16 protein-coding genes are annotated in these 16,049 nt (G+C 67.6%); 9 read left to right on the forward strand and 7 right to left on the reverse strand.

Going from position 1 to position 16,049, the window contains the following annotated elements; all coding sequences use genetic code 11:
* Nucleotides 1-205: 205 nt before the first annotated feature.
* Together aroC and QUV18_RS20950 are read left to right on the forward strand one after the other, a co-directional pair.
* Nucleotides 206-1,309, forward strand: a complete 1,104-nt coding sequence (gene aroC / locus QUV18_RS20945) for a chorismate synthase (RefSeq protein ID WP_300896073.1) — start codon at nt 206-208, stop codon at nt 1,307-1,309.
* Nucleotides 1,306-2,247: an AEC family transporter gene (locus QUV18_RS20950; protein WP_300896074.1), complete on the forward strand. Its 942-nt coding sequence runs from the start codon at nt 1,306-1,308 to the stop codon at nt 2,245-2,247. Before aroC ends, QUV18_RS20950 begins: the two co-directional genes overlap by 4 nt.
* A gap of 6 nt (nt 2,248-2,253) precedes the next feature.
* Here QUV18_RS20950 and QUV18_RS20955 read toward each other — a convergent pair whose 3' ends face one another.
* On the reverse strand, nt 2,254-3,060 hold the full coding sequence (locus QUV18_RS20955) for a helix-turn-helix transcriptional regulator (protein ID WP_300896076.1): 807 nt from the start codon (nt 3,058-3,060) through the stop codon (nt 2,254-2,256).
* A gap of 116 nt (nt 3,061-3,176) precedes the next feature.
* On the opposite strand from QUV18_RS20955, the gene QUV18_RS20960 reads away from it, so the two are divergent.
* Both QUV18_RS20960 and QUV18_RS20965 read left to right on the forward strand, forming a co-directional pair.
* Complete coding sequence (locus QUV18_RS20960) at nt 3,177-3,581, forward strand: hypothetical protein (RefSeq protein ID WP_300896077.1); 405 nt, start codon at nt 3,177-3,179, stop codon at nt 3,579-3,581.
* Between the two features lie 3 nt (nt 3,582-3,584).
* The gene (locus QUV18_RS20965) at nt 3,585-3,926 is read left to right on the forward strand and encodes a DUF1330 domain-containing protein (protein WP_300896078.1); all 342 of its coding nucleotides are present in this window, start codon (nt 3,585-3,587) and stop codon (nt 3,924-3,926) included.
* Between the two features lie 24 nt (nt 3,927-3,950).
* Here QUV18_RS20965 and QUV18_RS20970 read toward each other — a convergent pair whose 3' ends face one another.
* The 3 genes from QUV18_RS20970 to QUV18_RS20980 all read right to left on the reverse strand — a co-directional run bounded on the left by QUV18_RS20970 (nt 3,951) and on the right by QUV18_RS20980 (nt 6,833).
* Nucleotides 3,951-4,844, reverse strand: coding sequence for a DMT family transporter (locus tag QUV18_RS20970; RefSeq protein WP_300896080.1), 894 nt, complete (start codon nt 4,842-4,844; stop codon nt 3,951-3,953).
* Between the two features lie 85 nt (nt 4,845-4,929).
* Nucleotides 4,930-5,217, reverse strand: coding sequence for an HU family DNA-binding protein (locus tag QUV18_RS20975; protein WP_300896081.1), 288 nt, complete (start codon nt 5,215-5,217; stop codon nt 4,930-4,932).
* 131 nt (nt 5,218-5,348) lie between these two features.
* Nucleotides 5,349-6,833, reverse strand: a complete 1,485-nt coding sequence (locus tag QUV18_RS20980) for an AMP nucleosidase (protein WP_300896083.1) — start codon at nt 6,831-6,833, stop codon at nt 5,349-5,351.
* Nucleotides 6,834-6,932: 99 nt separating this feature from the next.
* Between QUV18_RS20980 and QUV18_RS20985 the strand changes: the two genes are divergently transcribed.
* Both QUV18_RS20985 and QUV18_RS20990 read left to right on the forward strand, forming a co-directional pair.
* Nucleotides 6,933-7,379: a VOC family protein gene (locus QUV18_RS20985; RefSeq protein ID WP_300896084.1), complete on the forward strand. Its 447-nt coding sequence runs from the start codon at nt 6,933-6,935 to the stop codon at nt 7,377-7,379.
* Nucleotides 7,380-7,388: 9 nt separating this feature from the next.
* On the forward strand, nt 7,389-8,243 hold the full coding sequence (locus tag QUV18_RS20990) for an SDR family oxidoreductase (RefSeq protein WP_300896085.1): 855 nt from the start codon (nt 7,389-7,391) through the stop codon (nt 8,241-8,243).
* Nucleotides 8,244-8,321: 78 nt separating this feature from the next.
* On the opposite strand, the gene QUV18_RS20995 is transcribed toward QUV18_RS20990, so the two are convergent.
* From QUV18_RS20995 to QUV18_RS21005, 3 genes are all read right to left on the reverse strand, one after another.
* Nucleotides 8,322-9,596 (reverse strand): folylpolyglutamate synthase/dihydrofolate synthase family protein, encoded by a 1,275-nt coding sequence (locus QUV18_RS20995; protein ID WP_300896086.1) that lies wholly within the window; start codon nt 9,594-9,596, stop codon nt 8,322-8,324.
* Nucleotides 9,593-10,585, reverse strand: coding sequence for an acetyl-CoA carboxylase, carboxyltransferase subunit beta (gene accD / locus QUV18_RS21000; RefSeq protein WP_300896226.1), 993 nt, complete (start codon nt 10,583-10,585; stop codon nt 9,593-9,595). The genes QUV18_RS20995 and accD overlap by 4 nt, the downstream gene beginning before the upstream one ends.
* An 83-nt stretch (nt 10,586-10,668) precedes the next feature.
* Complete coding sequence (locus QUV18_RS21005) at nt 10,669-11,544, reverse strand: type II CAAX endopeptidase family protein (protein WP_300896087.1); 876 nt, start codon at nt 11,542-11,544, stop codon at nt 10,669-10,671.
* Between the two features lie 109 nt (nt 11,545-11,653).
* Between QUV18_RS21005 and QUV18_RS21010 the strand changes: the two genes are divergently transcribed.
* The 3 genes from QUV18_RS21010 (at nt 11,654) to QUV18_RS21020 (ending at nt 15,996) form a co-directional block, all read left to right on the forward strand.
* On the forward strand, nt 11,654-13,321 hold the full coding sequence (locus tag QUV18_RS21010; RefSeq protein ID WP_300896088.1) for a tetratricopeptide repeat protein: 1,668 nt from the start codon (nt 11,654-11,656) through the stop codon (nt 13,319-13,321).
* Nucleotides 13,322-13,538: 217 nt separating this feature from the next.
* Entirely contained in the window at nt 13,539-15,296 is a 1,758-nt protein-coding gene (ilvD, locus tag QUV18_RS21015; RefSeq protein WP_300896089.1) for a dihydroxy-acid dehydratase, read from the forward strand.
* Nucleotides 15,277-15,996 (forward strand): hypothetical protein, encoded by a 720-nt coding sequence (locus QUV18_RS21020; RefSeq protein WP_300896090.1) that lies wholly within the window; start codon nt 15,277-15,279, stop codon nt 15,994-15,996. Before ilvD ends, QUV18_RS21020 begins: the two co-directional genes overlap by 20 nt.
* The last annotated feature ends 53 nt before the right edge of the window (nt 15,997-16,049 follow it).

Below are 16,049 nucleotides of genomic sequence, written 5' to 3' on the forward strand. Positions count from 1 at the left end.
AATTTTTTCGACAGGATCAGGCCTGTTTGCGACATCGGTGTCGGTTGTAATCGTCTTAATTGGACAGGGCTGTTCAATCGGCCTGCCGCCTGCCGGAAGAGGCGGCGAAATCCCGGTATGTTGCCCCGCGCCGGGGGCCTTCGGGGGGATTGGGCTTGAGGCCGGGGCGGCACGCGGCTAATTCAGGCGGAGCAAGGAGGGCGCGATGAGCCTCAACACGTTCGGACATGTCTTTCGGGTCACCACTTGGGGCGAGAGCCACGGGCCCGCGCTGGGTGCGACGGTGGATGGCTGCCCGCCCGGCGTGCCGGTGGACGAGGCGTTCCTGCAGCAATGGCTGGACAAGCGGCGGCCGGGGCAGAGCAAGCACACGACGCAACGGAAAGAGCCGGACGCGGTGAAGATCCTGTCGGGGGTGTTCGAGGGCAAGACCACGGGCACGCCGGTGCAGCTGATGATCGAGAACACCGACCAGAGGTCGAAGGATTACGGCGAGATCGCCCAGACGTTTCGGCCCGGCCATGCGGATATCACCTATCACCAGAAATACGGGGTCAGGGATTACCGCGGCGGCGGGCGGTCCTCGGCGCGGGAGACGGCGGCGCGGGTGGCGGCCGGCGGGCTGGCGAGGGCGGCGTTGAAAGAGCTGGTGCCGGGGCTTCAGATCACCGGGTACATGACCCGGATGGGCGAGATGGAGATCGACCGCGACCGGTTCGACTGGGAGGTCATCGGGCAGAACGATTTCTGGATGCCCGACGCGGAGGCGCTGCCGAATTGGGAGAAATACCTGCAGGAGATCCGCAAGGGCCAGAACTCGGTGGGCGCCGAGATCGAGATCTGCGCGCGGGGCGTGCCGGCCGGGCTGGGGGCGCCGATCTACGGCAAGCTCGACACCGACCTGGCGGCGGCCTGCATGTCGATCAACGCCGTGAAGGGCGTGGAGATCGGCGAGGGCATGGCGGCGGCCCGGCTGACGGGCACGGCCAATGCCGACGAGATTTTCATGGGAGAGGACGGGCCGGAGTATTCATCGAACCATTCCGGCGGCATACTAGGGGGGATTTCCACCGGTCAGGATATCGTGGTGCGCTTCGCGGTGAAGCCGACCTCGTCGATCCTGACGCCGCGCCGGTCGATCCGGCTGGACGGTTCACCCACGGAGGTGGTGACGAAGGGGCGGCATGACCCCTGTGTCGGCATCCGCGCCGTGCCGGTGGGCGAGGCGATGGTGGCTTGCGTGATCCTCGACCACCTGCTGCTCGACAGGGCTCAGACCGGGGGAGAGCGCGGCCAGATCGGCCCGTGATCGAGGTTCTTTCGATTACGTTCCCGCTCTTTGCGGCGATCGGGCTGGGCTATGGCACGGTCGCCTTCGGGCTGTTCAGCAGCGACGACATGAAGGTGCTGGGGCGCTACGTGCTGAACATCGCGCTACCGGCGCTTCTGTTCAACGCGGTGGCGGGGCGGGACCTGGGCGAGGTGCTGCACCCCGGGTACATGGTGGTGTTCCTGGCGGCCGGGCTTGCGACGATGCTGGTGGGATACATTGCCGTGACGCTGACGGGCACCGGGCCGGCGCGGCGGGCGGTGGCGGTGATGGGGATGGCGGTGCCGAACTCTGCCTTCGTGGGATATCCGGCGCTGTTGCTGACGCTGCCGGATATTGCCGGGCAAGTGCTGGTGCTGAATTTCCTCGTGGAGAACGTGATCCTGATCCCGCTGGGGCTGATCCTGCTCGACCTGGCGCGGCCGCGGCCGGGGCGGACGATTGCCGGCGTGCTGGGCGGGATCGCGAGGGATTTCTTCAGCCGGCCGTTCGTGATCGGGCTGTTGCTGGGTCTGGTGGTGTCGGTGACGGGCCTGCCGTATCCCGAGCCGCTGGAGCGGTTCCTGTCGATCCTGGCCGGGTCGGCCAGCGCGCTGGCGCTGGTGGTGATCGGCGGGACGCTTTACGGCCTGCCGATGCGGGGCGACCGGGCGCTGGCGAGCGGCATTGCCGCGGGCAAGCTGGTGCTGCATCCGCTGATGGCGGCGCTGGCGGTGGCGGTCTGTTCGATGACCGGGCTTTTCGCGCTTCCGGAGGAATTCCGTCAGGCGGCGATCCTGTCGGCGGCGATCCCGATGTTCAGCATCTACATCATCCTGGCGCAGCCTTACGGGCATGACGGGATTGCCTCGATCGCGCTGCTGACGGCGGTGGCGTCGTCCTTCGTGACGCTGTCGGTGGTGTTGTGGCTGCTCTAGCCGCGGTCAGCTGCCGGGCATGAGCCGGGCGGCGGTACGGGCGTCGGCGGGCAGGAAGGTTTCGATGGCACACTCCGAGAGGGCGATGTCGAGCGCGGTGCCGAAGACGGTGGTGGTGCTGAGGAAAGACAGGGTCCCGGCTTCCGTGCGCAGGCGGAAGGGGATGGCGATGCCGGCGGGATGGATCATGTCACCCGGTCGGTAGGGTGCGGCGCCGGGTGGCACCGGGTAGGTTTTCAGCTCTTCCAGCAGGGTGACGAGGCCGGGATCGGCCGTCTGGTCGATCAGGCCGTTCAGCCGGTGGAAGACATGCGTGCGCCATTCGCGGAAATTCTCGATGCGCGGGGCGAGGCCGCCCGGGTGAAGCGTGAGGCGAAGGGCGTTGACGGGCGGTTCGAGGAGGGCCGGGTCGATCCCGTCGAGCAGGGCGGTGATGCCGGCATTGGCATGGAGCATGGTCCAGTGCCGGTCGATGGCGAGCGCGGGGAAGGGCTCGTGGTGCTTGAGGATGAGCTGCACGGCCTGATGCGCCGCCGCGCTTTCGGGGTCGTCTGCGGGCCGTTCGCGATAGGCCGGGGCGAAGCCCGCCGCGACCAGCAGGGCGTTGCGCTCGCGCAGGGGGATCGACAGGGTTTCGGCCAGCCGGAGGACCATCTCGCGGCTGGGACGGCTGCGGCCGGATTCGATGAAGCTCAGGTGGCGCTGGGAAATCTCGCTGTCGGCGGAGAGCGCCAGCTGGCTGAGGGATCGGCGGTTGCGCCAGAGGCGGAGCATCGGGCCGAAATCGGGGGAGGGGGCGGTTGCGGTTGTCATGGGGGGATCATACCGCGGCGGGTGCTGGGGCCAATTACCTTTGGCGTAATCGACGGGGTGAAGCGCGATGGTCAGATTGCAGGCCATGAGTGAAATGCCAGACAAGGAGTTTTCCCATGGCACCCCTGCAAACCCGATACTCCCTTTCCTCGATCCTGCTGTTCGATGCCGCCGCCTGTGTCGGCATGGGCGCGGGGCTTGTCTTGCTGGCCGGGCCGCTGGCCGGGTTGCTGGCATTGCCCGCGCCGCTTCTGTTCTGGGCGGGCGTGATCCTGTTCCCGGTGGCGGCCTACATGGCCGCGGTGGCGCTGTGGTTGCCGGGCAACCAGCCGGCGGTGATGCTGGTGATCCTCGGCAACGTGCTGTGGGTCGTGGCCAGTGTCGCACTGTTGGCGGGAGTGGTCACACCGAATGCGCTGGGCGTGGCCTTCGTGTTGGGGCAGGCGGCGTTCGTGGCCGTGCTGGCCCGGCTGGAACAGCTGGCCCTGCGCGCGACCTGCCCGCACAGGCAGCAGGTGTGAGCCATGGCGAGGCAGGACAGGACCGCGAAGGCCTATGCCGTAGCGCTGTTGCACGACGTCGAGATGGGGCCCGAGATCGTGGCCTATCTCGAGGGGATCGACGAGACGCTGGCGCCTTTCGGCGGGCGGTTCATCATCCATGGCGGCCCGGTGACGGAATTGGAGGGCACGTGGGCCGGCGACCTGATCGTGATCGAGTTTCCCGACCGGGCGGCGGCGCAGGGGTGGTACGCCTCGCCTGCCTACAAGGCGATCCTTCCGCTCAGGACCGGGCATTCGAAAGGTGTCGCGATCCTGATCGACGGGGTCGGCGAGGGGCACGCGGCCCCGGATATCCTCGGCTGAGGCCGGGGGCCGGCCCGGGCGGTGTCAGGTTTGTGCCGCCGCCCCGGCCGGTTTCTGGCGCTGGCGGGAGAGCTGCACGGCGAGGATGCCGCCGGTGACCACCAGCACGCCGAGGATGTCCCACATTCCCAGCCGTTCGCTGAGGATCACCGCCGCGATGACGACGCCGAAGAACGGGTTGAGGAAGTGGAACGTCGCCGCCTTGATGGCACCGATGCGGTCGACCAGCAGGAACCAGACAAGCGTGGCCGCCAGCCCCGGCACCAGCGTGGTATAGGCGAAGGCCGCGACGAGTTGCCAGGACCAAGCGATCTCGATGGTTTCGGTGGCGGCGCCGAAGAGGCCGAGCGCCGCGCTGCCCACCAGCATCTGCAGCCCCACGACCATCAGGAAATTACCACCCGAGGTGGCGCCGCGCACGGCGAGCGTGGCGAAGGTAAGGGCGATCACCCCGGCGATGCAGAGCGCGACGCCGTACATGTCGGCCCCGCCCTGAAGCCGCGAGCCCATGATGATGGCGACGCCGATTACGCCGGCGACGAGGCCGAACACCCCGAGCGGGCCGACCTTCTCGCCGAAGATGGCCCAGCTGGCCAGCCCCACCATGAGCGGCATGGTCGAGGCGATGATGGCGGCAAGCGAGGCCTCGACCGTCTGCATGGCGACGAAGTTCAGCCCGAGATAGAGCGCGTTCTGGCAGATGCCGAAGATGATCGTGGCCCGCCATTGCGCCGGGGTCAGTTTCCAGCTTTGTCCCAGCATCCGGGCGATCAGCACGCCCAGCAGCCCCGAGATGAGAAAGCGCAGCGCCAGCGCCGAGACGGGCGGGGCGGCGACAACGATGAACTTGGCCGAGGTGAAGGCGCTGGACCACATGAAGGCGAAGGCCAACCCCATGACGATTGCCCGGATATCCATGATTGTCCCGCCTCCCGACACTGCAACAGAAAAGGGCCGCCCCTTGCGGGGGCGACCCTTTCCGAAACTCGTGCCGATTACAAGGTCAGTCGTTCACGCTGTCCTTGAGAGCCTTGGCGATGGTCATTTTCACGACCTTGTCCGCCGGCTTCTGGATCTGTTCGCCGGTGGCGGGGTTGCGCACGGTCCGCGCCGGGCGTTCGCGGCAGTAGATCTTGCCGACGCCGGGCAGGGTGACCGCGCCACCGCCCGACACTTCGCGGGTGATCACGTTGACAACCGCATCCAGTGCCGCGCTTGCGGTTTTCTTGTCGCCGCCCATCTCGTCTGCGAGGGCTGCAACCAACTGCGTTTTCGTCATCGGTTTTGCCATTTTTCTGGTCTCCTTCAACTGCCCGTTCCTATGGGCCTCGTGGGGTGATTTAACTGTATCTTGAGAGCGAACACAACGAATAGTGTAAGAAAAGAAGGGTTTTTCGCGGATTTTGTGGTGATTTTTCCGCCTCAGAGGAAGGCAGTCTCGTCGAAACTGCGCAATTTGCGGCTGTGGATGCGTTCCAGGGGCATTTCCCTCAAGGTTTCCATTGCGCGGATTCCGATCATCAGGTGCCGTGCGACCTGAGTCTTGTAGAAGTCGCTGGCCATGCCGGGAAGCTTCAATTCGCCGTGGAGCGGCTTGTCGCTCACGCAGAGCAGCGTGCCATAGGGCACCCGGAAGCGGAAGCCGTTGGCGGCGATGGTGGCGCTTTCCATGTCGAGCGCGATGGCGCGGGATTGCGACAGGCGCTGCACGGGCCCGGACTGGTCGCGGAGTTCCCAGTTGCGGTTGTCGAAGCTGGCCACCGTGCCGGTGCGCATGATCCGCTTGAGGTCGTACCCCTTGAGCCGGGTTTCGACGGCGACGGCCTCTTCCAGCGCGATCTGGATTTCCGCCAGCGCCGGGATCGGCACCCAGGCCGGCAGGTCGGCATCGAGCACGCCATCCTCGCGCAGGTAGGCATGGGCGAGGACGAAGTCGCCAAGGCTCTGGGTGTTCCGGAGGCCGGCGCAATGGCCCACCATGATCCAGGCATGTGGGCGCAGCACGGCGATATGATCGGTCGCCGTCTTGGCGTTGGAGGGGCCGACGCCGATATTGACCAGCGTGATACCCGCCGCGCCGGGCCGGGTCAGGTGATAGGTCGGCATCTGCGGCAGTTTCAACGGCAGGTCGAGCGGCGCGTCGGGTTCGGTGATGGTGGCGTTGCCGGGGCCGACGAAGCTTTCGTAGCCGCTGTCGGGGTCGGCCAGCACGCGGCGGGCATAGGCCTCGAACTCCGAAACGTAGAACTGGTAGTTGGTAAACAGCACGTGGTTCTGGAAATGCTCTGGCGCGGTGGCGGTGTAATGCGAGAGCCGGGCGAGGGAGTAGTCGACCCGCTGCGCCGTGAAGGGTGCGAGCGCGCCGGCGCCGTCGGGGCCGGGCTGGAACGTGCCGTTGACGATGTCGTCATTTGTGGTCGTGAGGTCCGGCACGTCGAAATAGTCGCGCAGGGTGAAATCCATCGCGCCTTCCTGCGGCACGGTCAGCCCGGCATCGTTGGCCACAGCGAAATGCACCGGCATAGGCGTGTCGGAAACGCCGATGGTGACGGGCACGTCGTGGTTGTCCATCACCAGCTTGAGCTGTTGCAGCAAGTAATTGCGGAACATCCGCGGCCGGGTGACGGTGGTGGCGTTGGTGCCGGGTTCAGCCACGTGGCCGAAGCTGAGGCGGCTGTCGATCTTGGCGAAGCTGGTCGTGGTAAGGCGGATTTCCGGGTAATAGGCGCGGATGCGGTGGGCCGGTGCGCCGTTGATGACCGCGTCGGAGAAGGCGTCGCACAGGAAGGCGGCGGCGGTGTCGTAGAGCTCGATCAGCCGGTCGACGGCCTGGCCCGCGTCGCGGAAATCCTCGGCAGCGGGCAGGTCGGGGGTGTGGATCCCGCCGGAAAGGTCTGTCAGCGCCATCGGATTGTTCCCGTCACATTCAACTTTTGCCGCTCAAGTTGACACGCGGGGGCGGGCGGATCAACCTGCGCCGGCATTGCGGCAGTCTCGGAGGGGGAGATGGATTTCGAAACGGTCAGCCCGGCGGAGTTCGGCGCGTCGCTGAAAGGGCTGGGACTGAACATCCTCGTGCGGGACGTGGCGGCGGAGGTGCGGTTCCTGGAAGCGGTGTTCGGGATGGCAAGCCACCGGGTGAGCCGGGATTTCGCGATCATGGCGTACGGTGGCCAGGTGTTCCAGCTGCATGGCGATCACACCTATTCGCAGAACCCGCTGCTGGGGTTGTTGCCCGAGGCGCCGCCGCGCGGGGCCGGGATAGAAATCCGGCTTTATGACAATGATCCGGACGAGGCGGCGGAAAGGGCGGAGCGGTTCGGGGCCCATGTGTTGCAGGCGCCGTCGGACAGGCCGCACGGGCTGCGCGAGACCTTCATCCTGTGCGAGAACGGCTATGCCTGGGTGGCCTCGCGGGTGTTGCGTGTTGAAGAGCCGGCGGCGGGTGGCTAGGTCGGGCGGATGGGCAAGACACTGATCTCCTTCGGGCATGGCTATTCGGCGCAGGCGCTGGCGAAGCGGCTGTTGCCGCAGGGCTGGGTGATTTACGGGACGACGCGGAAACCCGAGAAGGCGGACGCGTTGCGGGAAGACGGTGTGATCCCGGTGATGTGGCCGGATGGCGACCTGACGGAGGCGTTCGAGGCGGCCACGCATATGCTCGTGTCCGCCGGGCCGGACGAGGAGGGCGACCCGGTGCTGGCGAAGCTGGAGCCGCAGATCCGGGAGATGGCGCCGCGGCTGGAATGGGCCGGGTACCTGTCGACCACCGGCGTTTATGGCGATCACGAGGGCGAGTGGGTGGATGAAAGCGCGCCGCTGACCCCCGCCACCAAGCGTGGCAAGCTCAGGGTGATGGCCGAGACGCAATGGCGCGACATCGACGGGCTGCCGCTGCACATCTTCCGGCTGGCGGGGATTTACGGGCCGGGGCGGGGGCCGTTCGAGAAGGTGCGCAAGGGCACGGCAAGGCGGATCATCAAGGAAGGCCAGGTGTTCAGCCGGACCCACGTGGAGGATGTCGCTCAGGTTCTGGAGGCGTCGATCAACCGGCCGAACCCCGGTGCGGCCTACAACGTCTGCGACAATGACCCGGCGCCGCCGCAGGACGTGATCGCCTATGCCGCCGAGCTTCTGGGGCTGCCAGTGCCGCCGGAGGTGCCGTTCGAGGAGGCGGATATGAGCCCGATGGCGCGGTCCTTCTATGCCGAGTCGAAGAAGGTGGATAACCGGCGGATACGGGAAGAGCTGGGCGTTGAGCTGAAGTATCCGGATTACCGGACGGGGCTGAAGGCACTGTTGGCCGAGGCGGGGTGAGGCGTTTTCCGCGCGGAAAACGGGTAAGAAAATGCGTATTTTCTTATCCGGAATTTTCGAGAATTCCGGGCGCGTAACTCAACCGTTTTCGCGCAGGATCGAGCCGGCGAGGTAGAGCGAGCCGCAGATCAGGATGCGGGCGTGGGGATCTTCGGCCACGATGGCGCGGATGGCCTCGAGTGCGCTGTCGGCGATGCCGGCCTCCATTCCCACGGCCCGGGCGTCGGCGGCGGTGTCCTCGGCCGAGAGCGTATTGGGTTCGTCGGGGATCGACAGCGCCGTGAGGCTGGCGGCATGGGCCGCGAGCGGGCGCATGTAGCCCTTCACGTCCTTGGTGTTCATCATCCCGCAGACAAGATGCATCGGCCGGTCGGGCAGGCTGGCGAGGTAGCGCCCGAGCGCCTCGCCCGCCGCGGGGTTGTGGCCGCCGTCGAGCCAGAGCTCGGCCTCGGGGGCGGCGTCGACCAGCGGGCCGTGGGTGAGGCGTTGCATCCGGGCGGGCCAGCGGGCCTGGGTGACCGCCGCCTCGAGCGCGGCATCGCCGGCCTGAAGGTGGCGGAGGGCCATGAGCGCGGCGCCGGCATTCTCGATCTGGTGGGCGCCGGGGAGGTTGGGCAGGGGCAGGTCGCGCAGGCCGGTTTCATCCTGGAACACAAGGCGCCCGCGTTCGGTGGTAACGTGCCAGTGCTGGCCATGGGCCATGAGGGGGGCGCCGAGACGCATGGCCGTATCCTCGATCACCTCCATCGCCGGCTCGGCCTGCGGGCCGACAACACAAGGCACGCGGCGCTTGAGGATGCCGGCCTTTTCGGCGGCGATCTTGGGGAGCGTGTCGCCGAGGAAGGATTCGTGGTCGATCGAGACGGGCGTGATGACGGTCAGTGCCGGTTGGGCGATGACGTTGGTGGCGTCGAGCCGCCCGCCGAGGCCCACCTCGAGCAGGGTGTAATCGGCGGGCGTGCGTGACATGGCCAGCAAGGCGGCGCAGGTGGTGATCTCGAAATAGGTGATCGGCTCGCTGCCATTGGCGGCATAGCATTCGTCGAGCACCGCCGTGAGGTCGGGCTCGGAAATCAGCGACCCGGCGAGGTATATGCGTTCGTGAAACCGGGCGAGATGCGGCGATGTGTAGGCGTGGACGCGTTTGCCCGCGCCTTCGAGCCCGGCGCGGATCATTGCCAGCGTCGAACCCTTGCCGTTGGTTCCGGCGATATGAATGACCGGCGGAAGCGCGTCCTGGGGGTTGCCCAGTTGGTCGAGCAGGCGCCAGACACGGTCGAGCGTGAGGTCGATGATCTTGGGGTGCAGCGACATCATCCGGTCGAGGATGACGTCGGAGGAGGCGCCGCTCATTCCTTGTCGGATTTCTTCTTGTCGGCCTTGGGTGCCGGCTTGGGGTTCTCGGGCGGCTCGACCGGGGGCGGCGAGGGCGGCATTGCCTCGGCGGTGTCCGGTTCGGGGGCGGGCGCGGGCAGGTCGCCCTTCACCGCGGGCGGCAGGCCGAGCAGCATCCGGGTGATGGTGATCAACTCCTCGCGCATGGCGGTGCGCGGGGTGACACGGTCGAGCATGCCGTGGTCGAGCAGGTACTCGGCCCGCTGGAAGCCTTCGGGCAGCTTCTCGCGGATGGTCTGTTCGATGACCCGCGGCCCGGCGAAGCAGATGAGCGCGTTGGGCTCGGCGATATGCACGTCGCCCAGCATCGCGTAGGAGGCAGTGACGCCGCCGGTGGTCGGGTGGGTCAGCACGACGATATAGGGCAGCCCTGCCTCGCGCAGCATCTGCACGGCGACGGTGGTGCGGGGCATCTGCATGAGGCTGAGGATGCCTTCCTGCATCCGCGCCCCGCCCGCGGCCGAGAACAGGATCAGCGGGCGCTTGAGCTTTACCGCCTCCTGCGCCGCGGCGATGATGGCGTTGCCGACATACATGCCCATGGAGCCGCCCATGAAGGTGAAATCCTGGGCCGCCGCCACGATGGGCGTGCGCCCGATCTCGCCCCGGGCGACCAGCATCGCCTCTTTCTCGCCCGTGGTCTTCTGGGCGGCGCGCATGCGTTCGGGGTATTTCTTCTGGTCGCGGAAATGCAGCGGGTCGGCGGTGGGAAGCGGCACGTCGACCTCGGAAAAGGTGCCGCCGTCGAACAGCGCCGTGAAGCGGGCGCGCGGCGTGATCGGCATGTGGTGGCCGCAATTGGTGCAGACGTTGAGGTTCTGGCTCAGTTCGCGGTGAAACAGCATGGTGCCGCATTCATCGCATTTCGACCACAGGTTCTCGGGGATTTCCCGCCGCGAGAAGATCGAGTTGATCCGCGGTCTGACGTAATTGGTGATCCAGTTCATCCGGTCGCCCTTTTGCGGCTTGGCCATATGGCGCCTGAAATAAGCGCCGGGCGCGCGGAATGCAATCGGACTTGCGGCAGGGCCTAGCGGCGCAGGGCGATCCGGGCGGTGAGCCAGGCGCAGAGGGTGAAGAGGATCTCGATCGGCAGGACGTACCAGGCGAGGCCTTCCTCTTCGAGCGCGAGGGGGAAGGTATAGAGCGCGATACCGTCGAGATTGCCCGCCGGGGCGGTGACCAGAATGGCGAAGACGTTGTTGGTGAAATGCAGCGCCAGCGCCGGGCCCAGCGTGCCGGTGCGCGCGGTCAGGTCGGCGGCGGTGACGCCGAAGAGCCCGGCCCAGAGAATCAGCGCCCAGGCGTTGGGTCCGGCCAGGAGCGGGCTGTAGTGGAACAGGCCGAACAGCGCCGAGGGCAGGCCGATCCAGACAAGCGGGCTGCGGAAGCGGGCGGCAAGCTGGCTTTGCAGGTAGCCGCGGAACACCATCTCCTCGGCGCCGGTCTGGATCAGCACGCAGGCCAGCGCGAGGGGCAGCCAGAGCACCCAGTTGCCGGGCGAGAGGTTGGGGCTGAGCTGGTATTCCGGCGGCATCGGCATGACCGTCAACAGCAGGTAGAGCGGCAGGAGGTACCGGGTGCAGCGCAGGAACTGGTTCGTGGCGGTGCCCGCCGGGCCGATCAGGCTGGCGAGACCGCGCTGGTGCACCAGGCGCAGCACCATCCCGAGCGCGAGGATCAGGAAGGTGAACTGGAACAGCAGGATCAGTACCGCCAGCGGCGTGCGCCCCTCGGTCAGCGCGGCCGCGCCGTCATATCCCAGCGCCGACGGCACGACCCCGGCATAGGCAAAGGCCAGTGGCAGGAAGAACAGGACGACCAGCACCACCCCCGCCGCAAGCCGCAACGGGTTGGCCGATGGCCGCGCCGGGGCGGCCAGGGTTTCGTGGGCGTCGTAGCGCATGAGGGCCAAGCTAGGGGCCCTGCCGGGCGGGGGCAATGGTGCCCGGTGAAAAGGGGGTCAACGCGGGGCCGGCCTTTCGCTATCCTGCCCGCGGACAGGGAGAGTCGGCATGGACGGATATTTCGATTTGGGGGCCCACAGCTTTCCGGTGACCACGGGCTCGGACGAGGCGCAGATCTGGTTCGACCGGGGCCTGTTGTGGACCTACGGGTACAATCACGAGGAGGCGGTCGCCTGTTTTGACAGGGCCATCGCCGCCGATCCGGGCTGTGCCATGGCTTATTGGGGCAGGGGGTATGCGGCGGGGCCGAATTACAACATGCCGTGGGACCTGTTCGACGAGGCCGGGCGTGCCGCGGCGCTGTCGGCGGGGCATGACGCTGCGCAGCAGGCGCTTGCGCTGGCGGACGGGGTGACGGCGTGGGAGGCGGCGCTGATCCGGGCGCTGCCGGCGCGCTATCCACAGGGCGAGCCGGCCGATCCGAAGGTGATGCGGGGCTGGAACACCGATTTCGCCGACGCGATGCGGGCGGTCCATGGCGACCACTCGGACAAGCTCGAGATCTGCGCCGTCTTTGCCGAAGCCCTGCTCAACATCACCCCGTGGAAGATGTGGGACCTGCCCAGCGGTCAGCCCGCCCCCGGCGCCCGGACAGAGGAGGCGCAGGCGGTGCTGGAGAAGGCCATGGCGCTGCCCGGCGCGATGGGGCATCCGGGTGTCCTGCATCTCTACGTGCACCTGAAGGAGATGTCGCCCTTCCCCGAGAAGGCGCTTAAGGCCGGCGACGCGCTGCGGACGCTGGTGCCCGATGCGGGCCACCTGATCCATATGCCCACGCATATCGACGTGCTCTGCGGGCATTACCAGAACGTGGTGCACTGGAACGAGGCGGCGGTGCGGGCGGACGAGCGGTTCTGGCGGGAGCGCGGGGCGTACAACATCTATTCCGGCTACCGGCTGCACAATTACCATTTCGTCATCTACGGCGCGATGTTCCTTGGCCAGATCGAACCGGCGCTGCGGGCGGTGCGCGGGGCGTTCGAGACGGTGCCGGAGGAGATGCTGCGGATGGTAAGCCCGCCGATGGCGGATTACTTCGAGGCCTACCTGGGCTTCGAGCCGCATGTGCTGGTGCGGTTCGGGCGGTGGCGGGAGGCGACGCAGCTTCGGCTTCCGGACGACCCGGAGCTTTACTGCACCCTGGCCGCGCATGTGCATTACGCGCGTGGCGTGGGGCATGCGGCGCTGGGCGAGGTCGAGGCGGCGCTGGCGGAGGAAAAGCTTTACCACGCGGCGATGGCGCGGGTGCCGGAGAGCCGGCTCATTCACAACAACAAGGTGATCGACCTGCTGGCCATCGGGGCCGAGATGCTGCGGGGCGAGATCCTTTATCGCGAGGGGCGGTTCGACGAGGCCTTCGCGGCGCTGCGCCGGTCGGTGGCGCTGGATGACAGCCTGCCTTATGACGAGCCCTGGGGCTGGATGCAGCCCACGCGGCACGCGCTGGGCGCGCTGCTGTTGGAGCAGGGGCGGATCGCCGAGGCGGAGGCGGTGTTCCGCGAGGACCTGGGGCTTGGCGGGCAATTGTCGCGGGCGACGGTGCACCCGGATAACGTCTGGGCGCTGAAGGGGTTGCACGACTGCCTGAAGGCGCGGGGTGAAACGGTGGAAATCGCGCAGGTGCGCCAGCGGCTCGACCTGGCGCAGGCCCGGGCCGACAAGGCCGTGGCGGCGTCGTGCTTCTGCGCGCAGGCGGCGCTGAAGGCGGCCGAGTAGGGGGGCGCTGCCCCCGCCGCGCCAAGGGCGCGACTCCCCCGGGATATTTCCGGCCAGAAGAAGCCGGGTGTGCGCCAAGGGCTTCTTCTTGGTCCAAATATCCCCGCCGGAGGCATCCGACAGCGCGGCCCGCGACCCCGCCTCGAGGGGACAACCGGCTTGCCCCACGGGCGGCTCTATCCTAGACCGTTGAGACGACGCTCCAGGAGGCCCCCAGATGACGAAGTTCGACAAGACCAAGCTGCCCAGCCGTTACGTGACCGAGGGCCCCGCCCGCGCGCCGCACCGGTCCTATTACTATGCCATGGGCATGACCGAGGACGAGATTCACCAGCCCCTGGTCGGCGTCGCGACCTGCTGGAACGAGGCCGCGCCCTGCAACATCGCGCTGAGCCGGCAGGCGCAGGCGGTGAAGGGGGGTGTGAAGGAAGCCCACGGCACGCCGCGCGAGTTCACCACCATCACCGTCACCGACGGGATCGCCATGGGGCACGAGGGCATGCGCTCGTCGCTCGCCAGCCGGGAGGCGATTGCCGACACGGTCGAGCTGACCATGCGCGGGCATTGCTATGACGCGCTGGTGGGGCTGGCGGGCTGCGACAAATCGCTGCCGGGGATGATGATGGCGATGGTGCGGCTGAACGTGCCGAGCGTCTTCATCTACGGCGGATCGATCCTGCCGGGCAAGGCGCCGCAGGTGGATGATATTCCAGAGGATTTCCGCAGCCGCGACCTGACCGTACAGGACATGTTCGAGGCCGTGGGCCGGCACCAGAACAAGGAGTTGTCCGACAAGGCGCTGGCGATGCTGGAGCGCGTGGCCTGCCCGAGCGCGGGCGCCTGTGGCGGTCAGTTCACCGCCAATACCATGGCCTGCGTCTCCGAGGCGATCGGGCTGGCGCTGATGAACAGCTCGGGGATGCCCGCGCCCTACGAAAGCCGCGACCAGTATGGCGAAGCGTCGGGGCACGCGGTGATGCACCTGCTGGAAAAGAACATCCGCGCCCGGGACGTGGTGACGCAGAAGAGCCTCGAGAACGCCGCGCGGGTCGTGGCCTGCACCGGCGGATCGACCAATGCGGGCCTGCACCTGCCGGCGATCGCGCACGAGGCGGGGATCGACTTCTTCCTCGACGATGTCTGCGAGATCTTCCGCGACACGCCCTATTTCGTCGACCTCAAGCCGGGCGGGCAGTTCGTGGCGAAGGACCTGTTCGACGCGGGCGGCATCCCGGTGGTGATGAAGGAGCTGCGCAAGGCCGGCCTCATCCACGAGGATTGCGTGACCGCCAGCGGGCGGAGCATCGGCGAGGAGCTTGACCGGATCGACCGCGAGGCGGACGGCCGGGTGATCTACCCGATCGACAAGCCGATCACCAAGACCGGAGGCGTGGTCGGCCTGAAGGGCAATCTTGCCCCCGCGGGCGCCATCGTGAAGGTGGCGGGGATCGCCGCCGAGAACCAGGTTTTCACCGGCCCGGCGCGGGTGTTCGAATGCGAGGAAGACGCCTTTGCCGCCGTGCAGAACCGCGGCTACGAGGAAGGCGAGGTGATCGTCATCCGCAACGAGGGCCCCGCCGGCGGCCCCGGCATGCGCGAGATGCTGGCCACCACCGCCGCCCTTTCCGGGCAGGGCATGGGCAAGAAGGTGGCGCTGATCACCGATGGCCGGTTCTCGGGCGCGACGCGGGGCTTCTGTGTCGGTCACGTGGGGCCGGAGGCGGCGCATGGCGGGCCGATCGCGCTGTTGAAGAACGGCGACATGATCACCATCAACGCCATCGAGGGCGAGCTTTCCGTGGACGTTTCGGAGGACGAGCTTGCCAAGCGGAAAGAGGCGTGGGGCGGCCCGCGCGAGACGATCTATGCCTCGGGCGCGCTGTGGAAATACGCCAAGCTTGTGGGCGAGACCTACAAGGGTGCGGTCACCCATCCCGGGGGCAAGGCCGAACGCCATGTCTACATGGATATCTGAATGGCGCGCGGTCCGGGGGTTGCTCCGGGCCGTGGTGCTTGCGGCGGTATTGCCCCTGGCGGGGTGCATGGCGGCCGAGCCGGGGGCGCTCGGGTTCCTCTCCTCGGGGAGCGAGCCGGCCACGCGTGACGCGCTGCGCAAGGTTCAGATGTACGAGGGCGATGTCGTCGTGCGGGGGCCGGCGGGCTATTGCATCGATCGGCGGACGCTGCGGCGGGCCCGCGATGGCGGGTTTGCCCTGCTGGCCAGTTGCGAGTCGCTGAGCGGGCTGCGCGGGCACGGGGTCGAGCCGCTGATGATGACCATCTCGGTCATGCCCGACGCCCCCGGCGCCACCCGCCCGACGCCGGGCGAGATCGCCGCGCTGATGGCGCCGGCGGAGGTGATCGCCGCCCACGAGACCACGGACGTGACGCTGGTGCATTTCGCCAGCGGCGGCGACGGGGTCCTGGAAGGGGGCGATGCGCGGCACTGGCGCGGGGGGATGCTGTTGAACGGCCACCTGATCGCGCTGGCGCTTTATGCCCGCGAGGGCAGCCCGATGGCGGGCAGGGACGGGCGGGCGCTTCTGACCGACCTGGCAAGGTCGATCCGGCGGGCCAGCCCGGCTCGCCCGGTGGCGCCGCCGGCCACTCGAAAGGCGCCGAAACCCGAACCGGAAAGGTCGGATTCGAGTGGATTGTCAACGGATTCCGGATAATGATGGGACCGGGTTAACCGAGGCAGGACAGGGCGGACCAGACAGAGTGGACC

This window comes from Roseovarius sp., assembly GCF_030373445.1.
GTDB lineage: Bacteria > Pseudomonadota > Alphaproteobacteria > Rhodobacterales > Rhodobacteraceae > Roseovarius.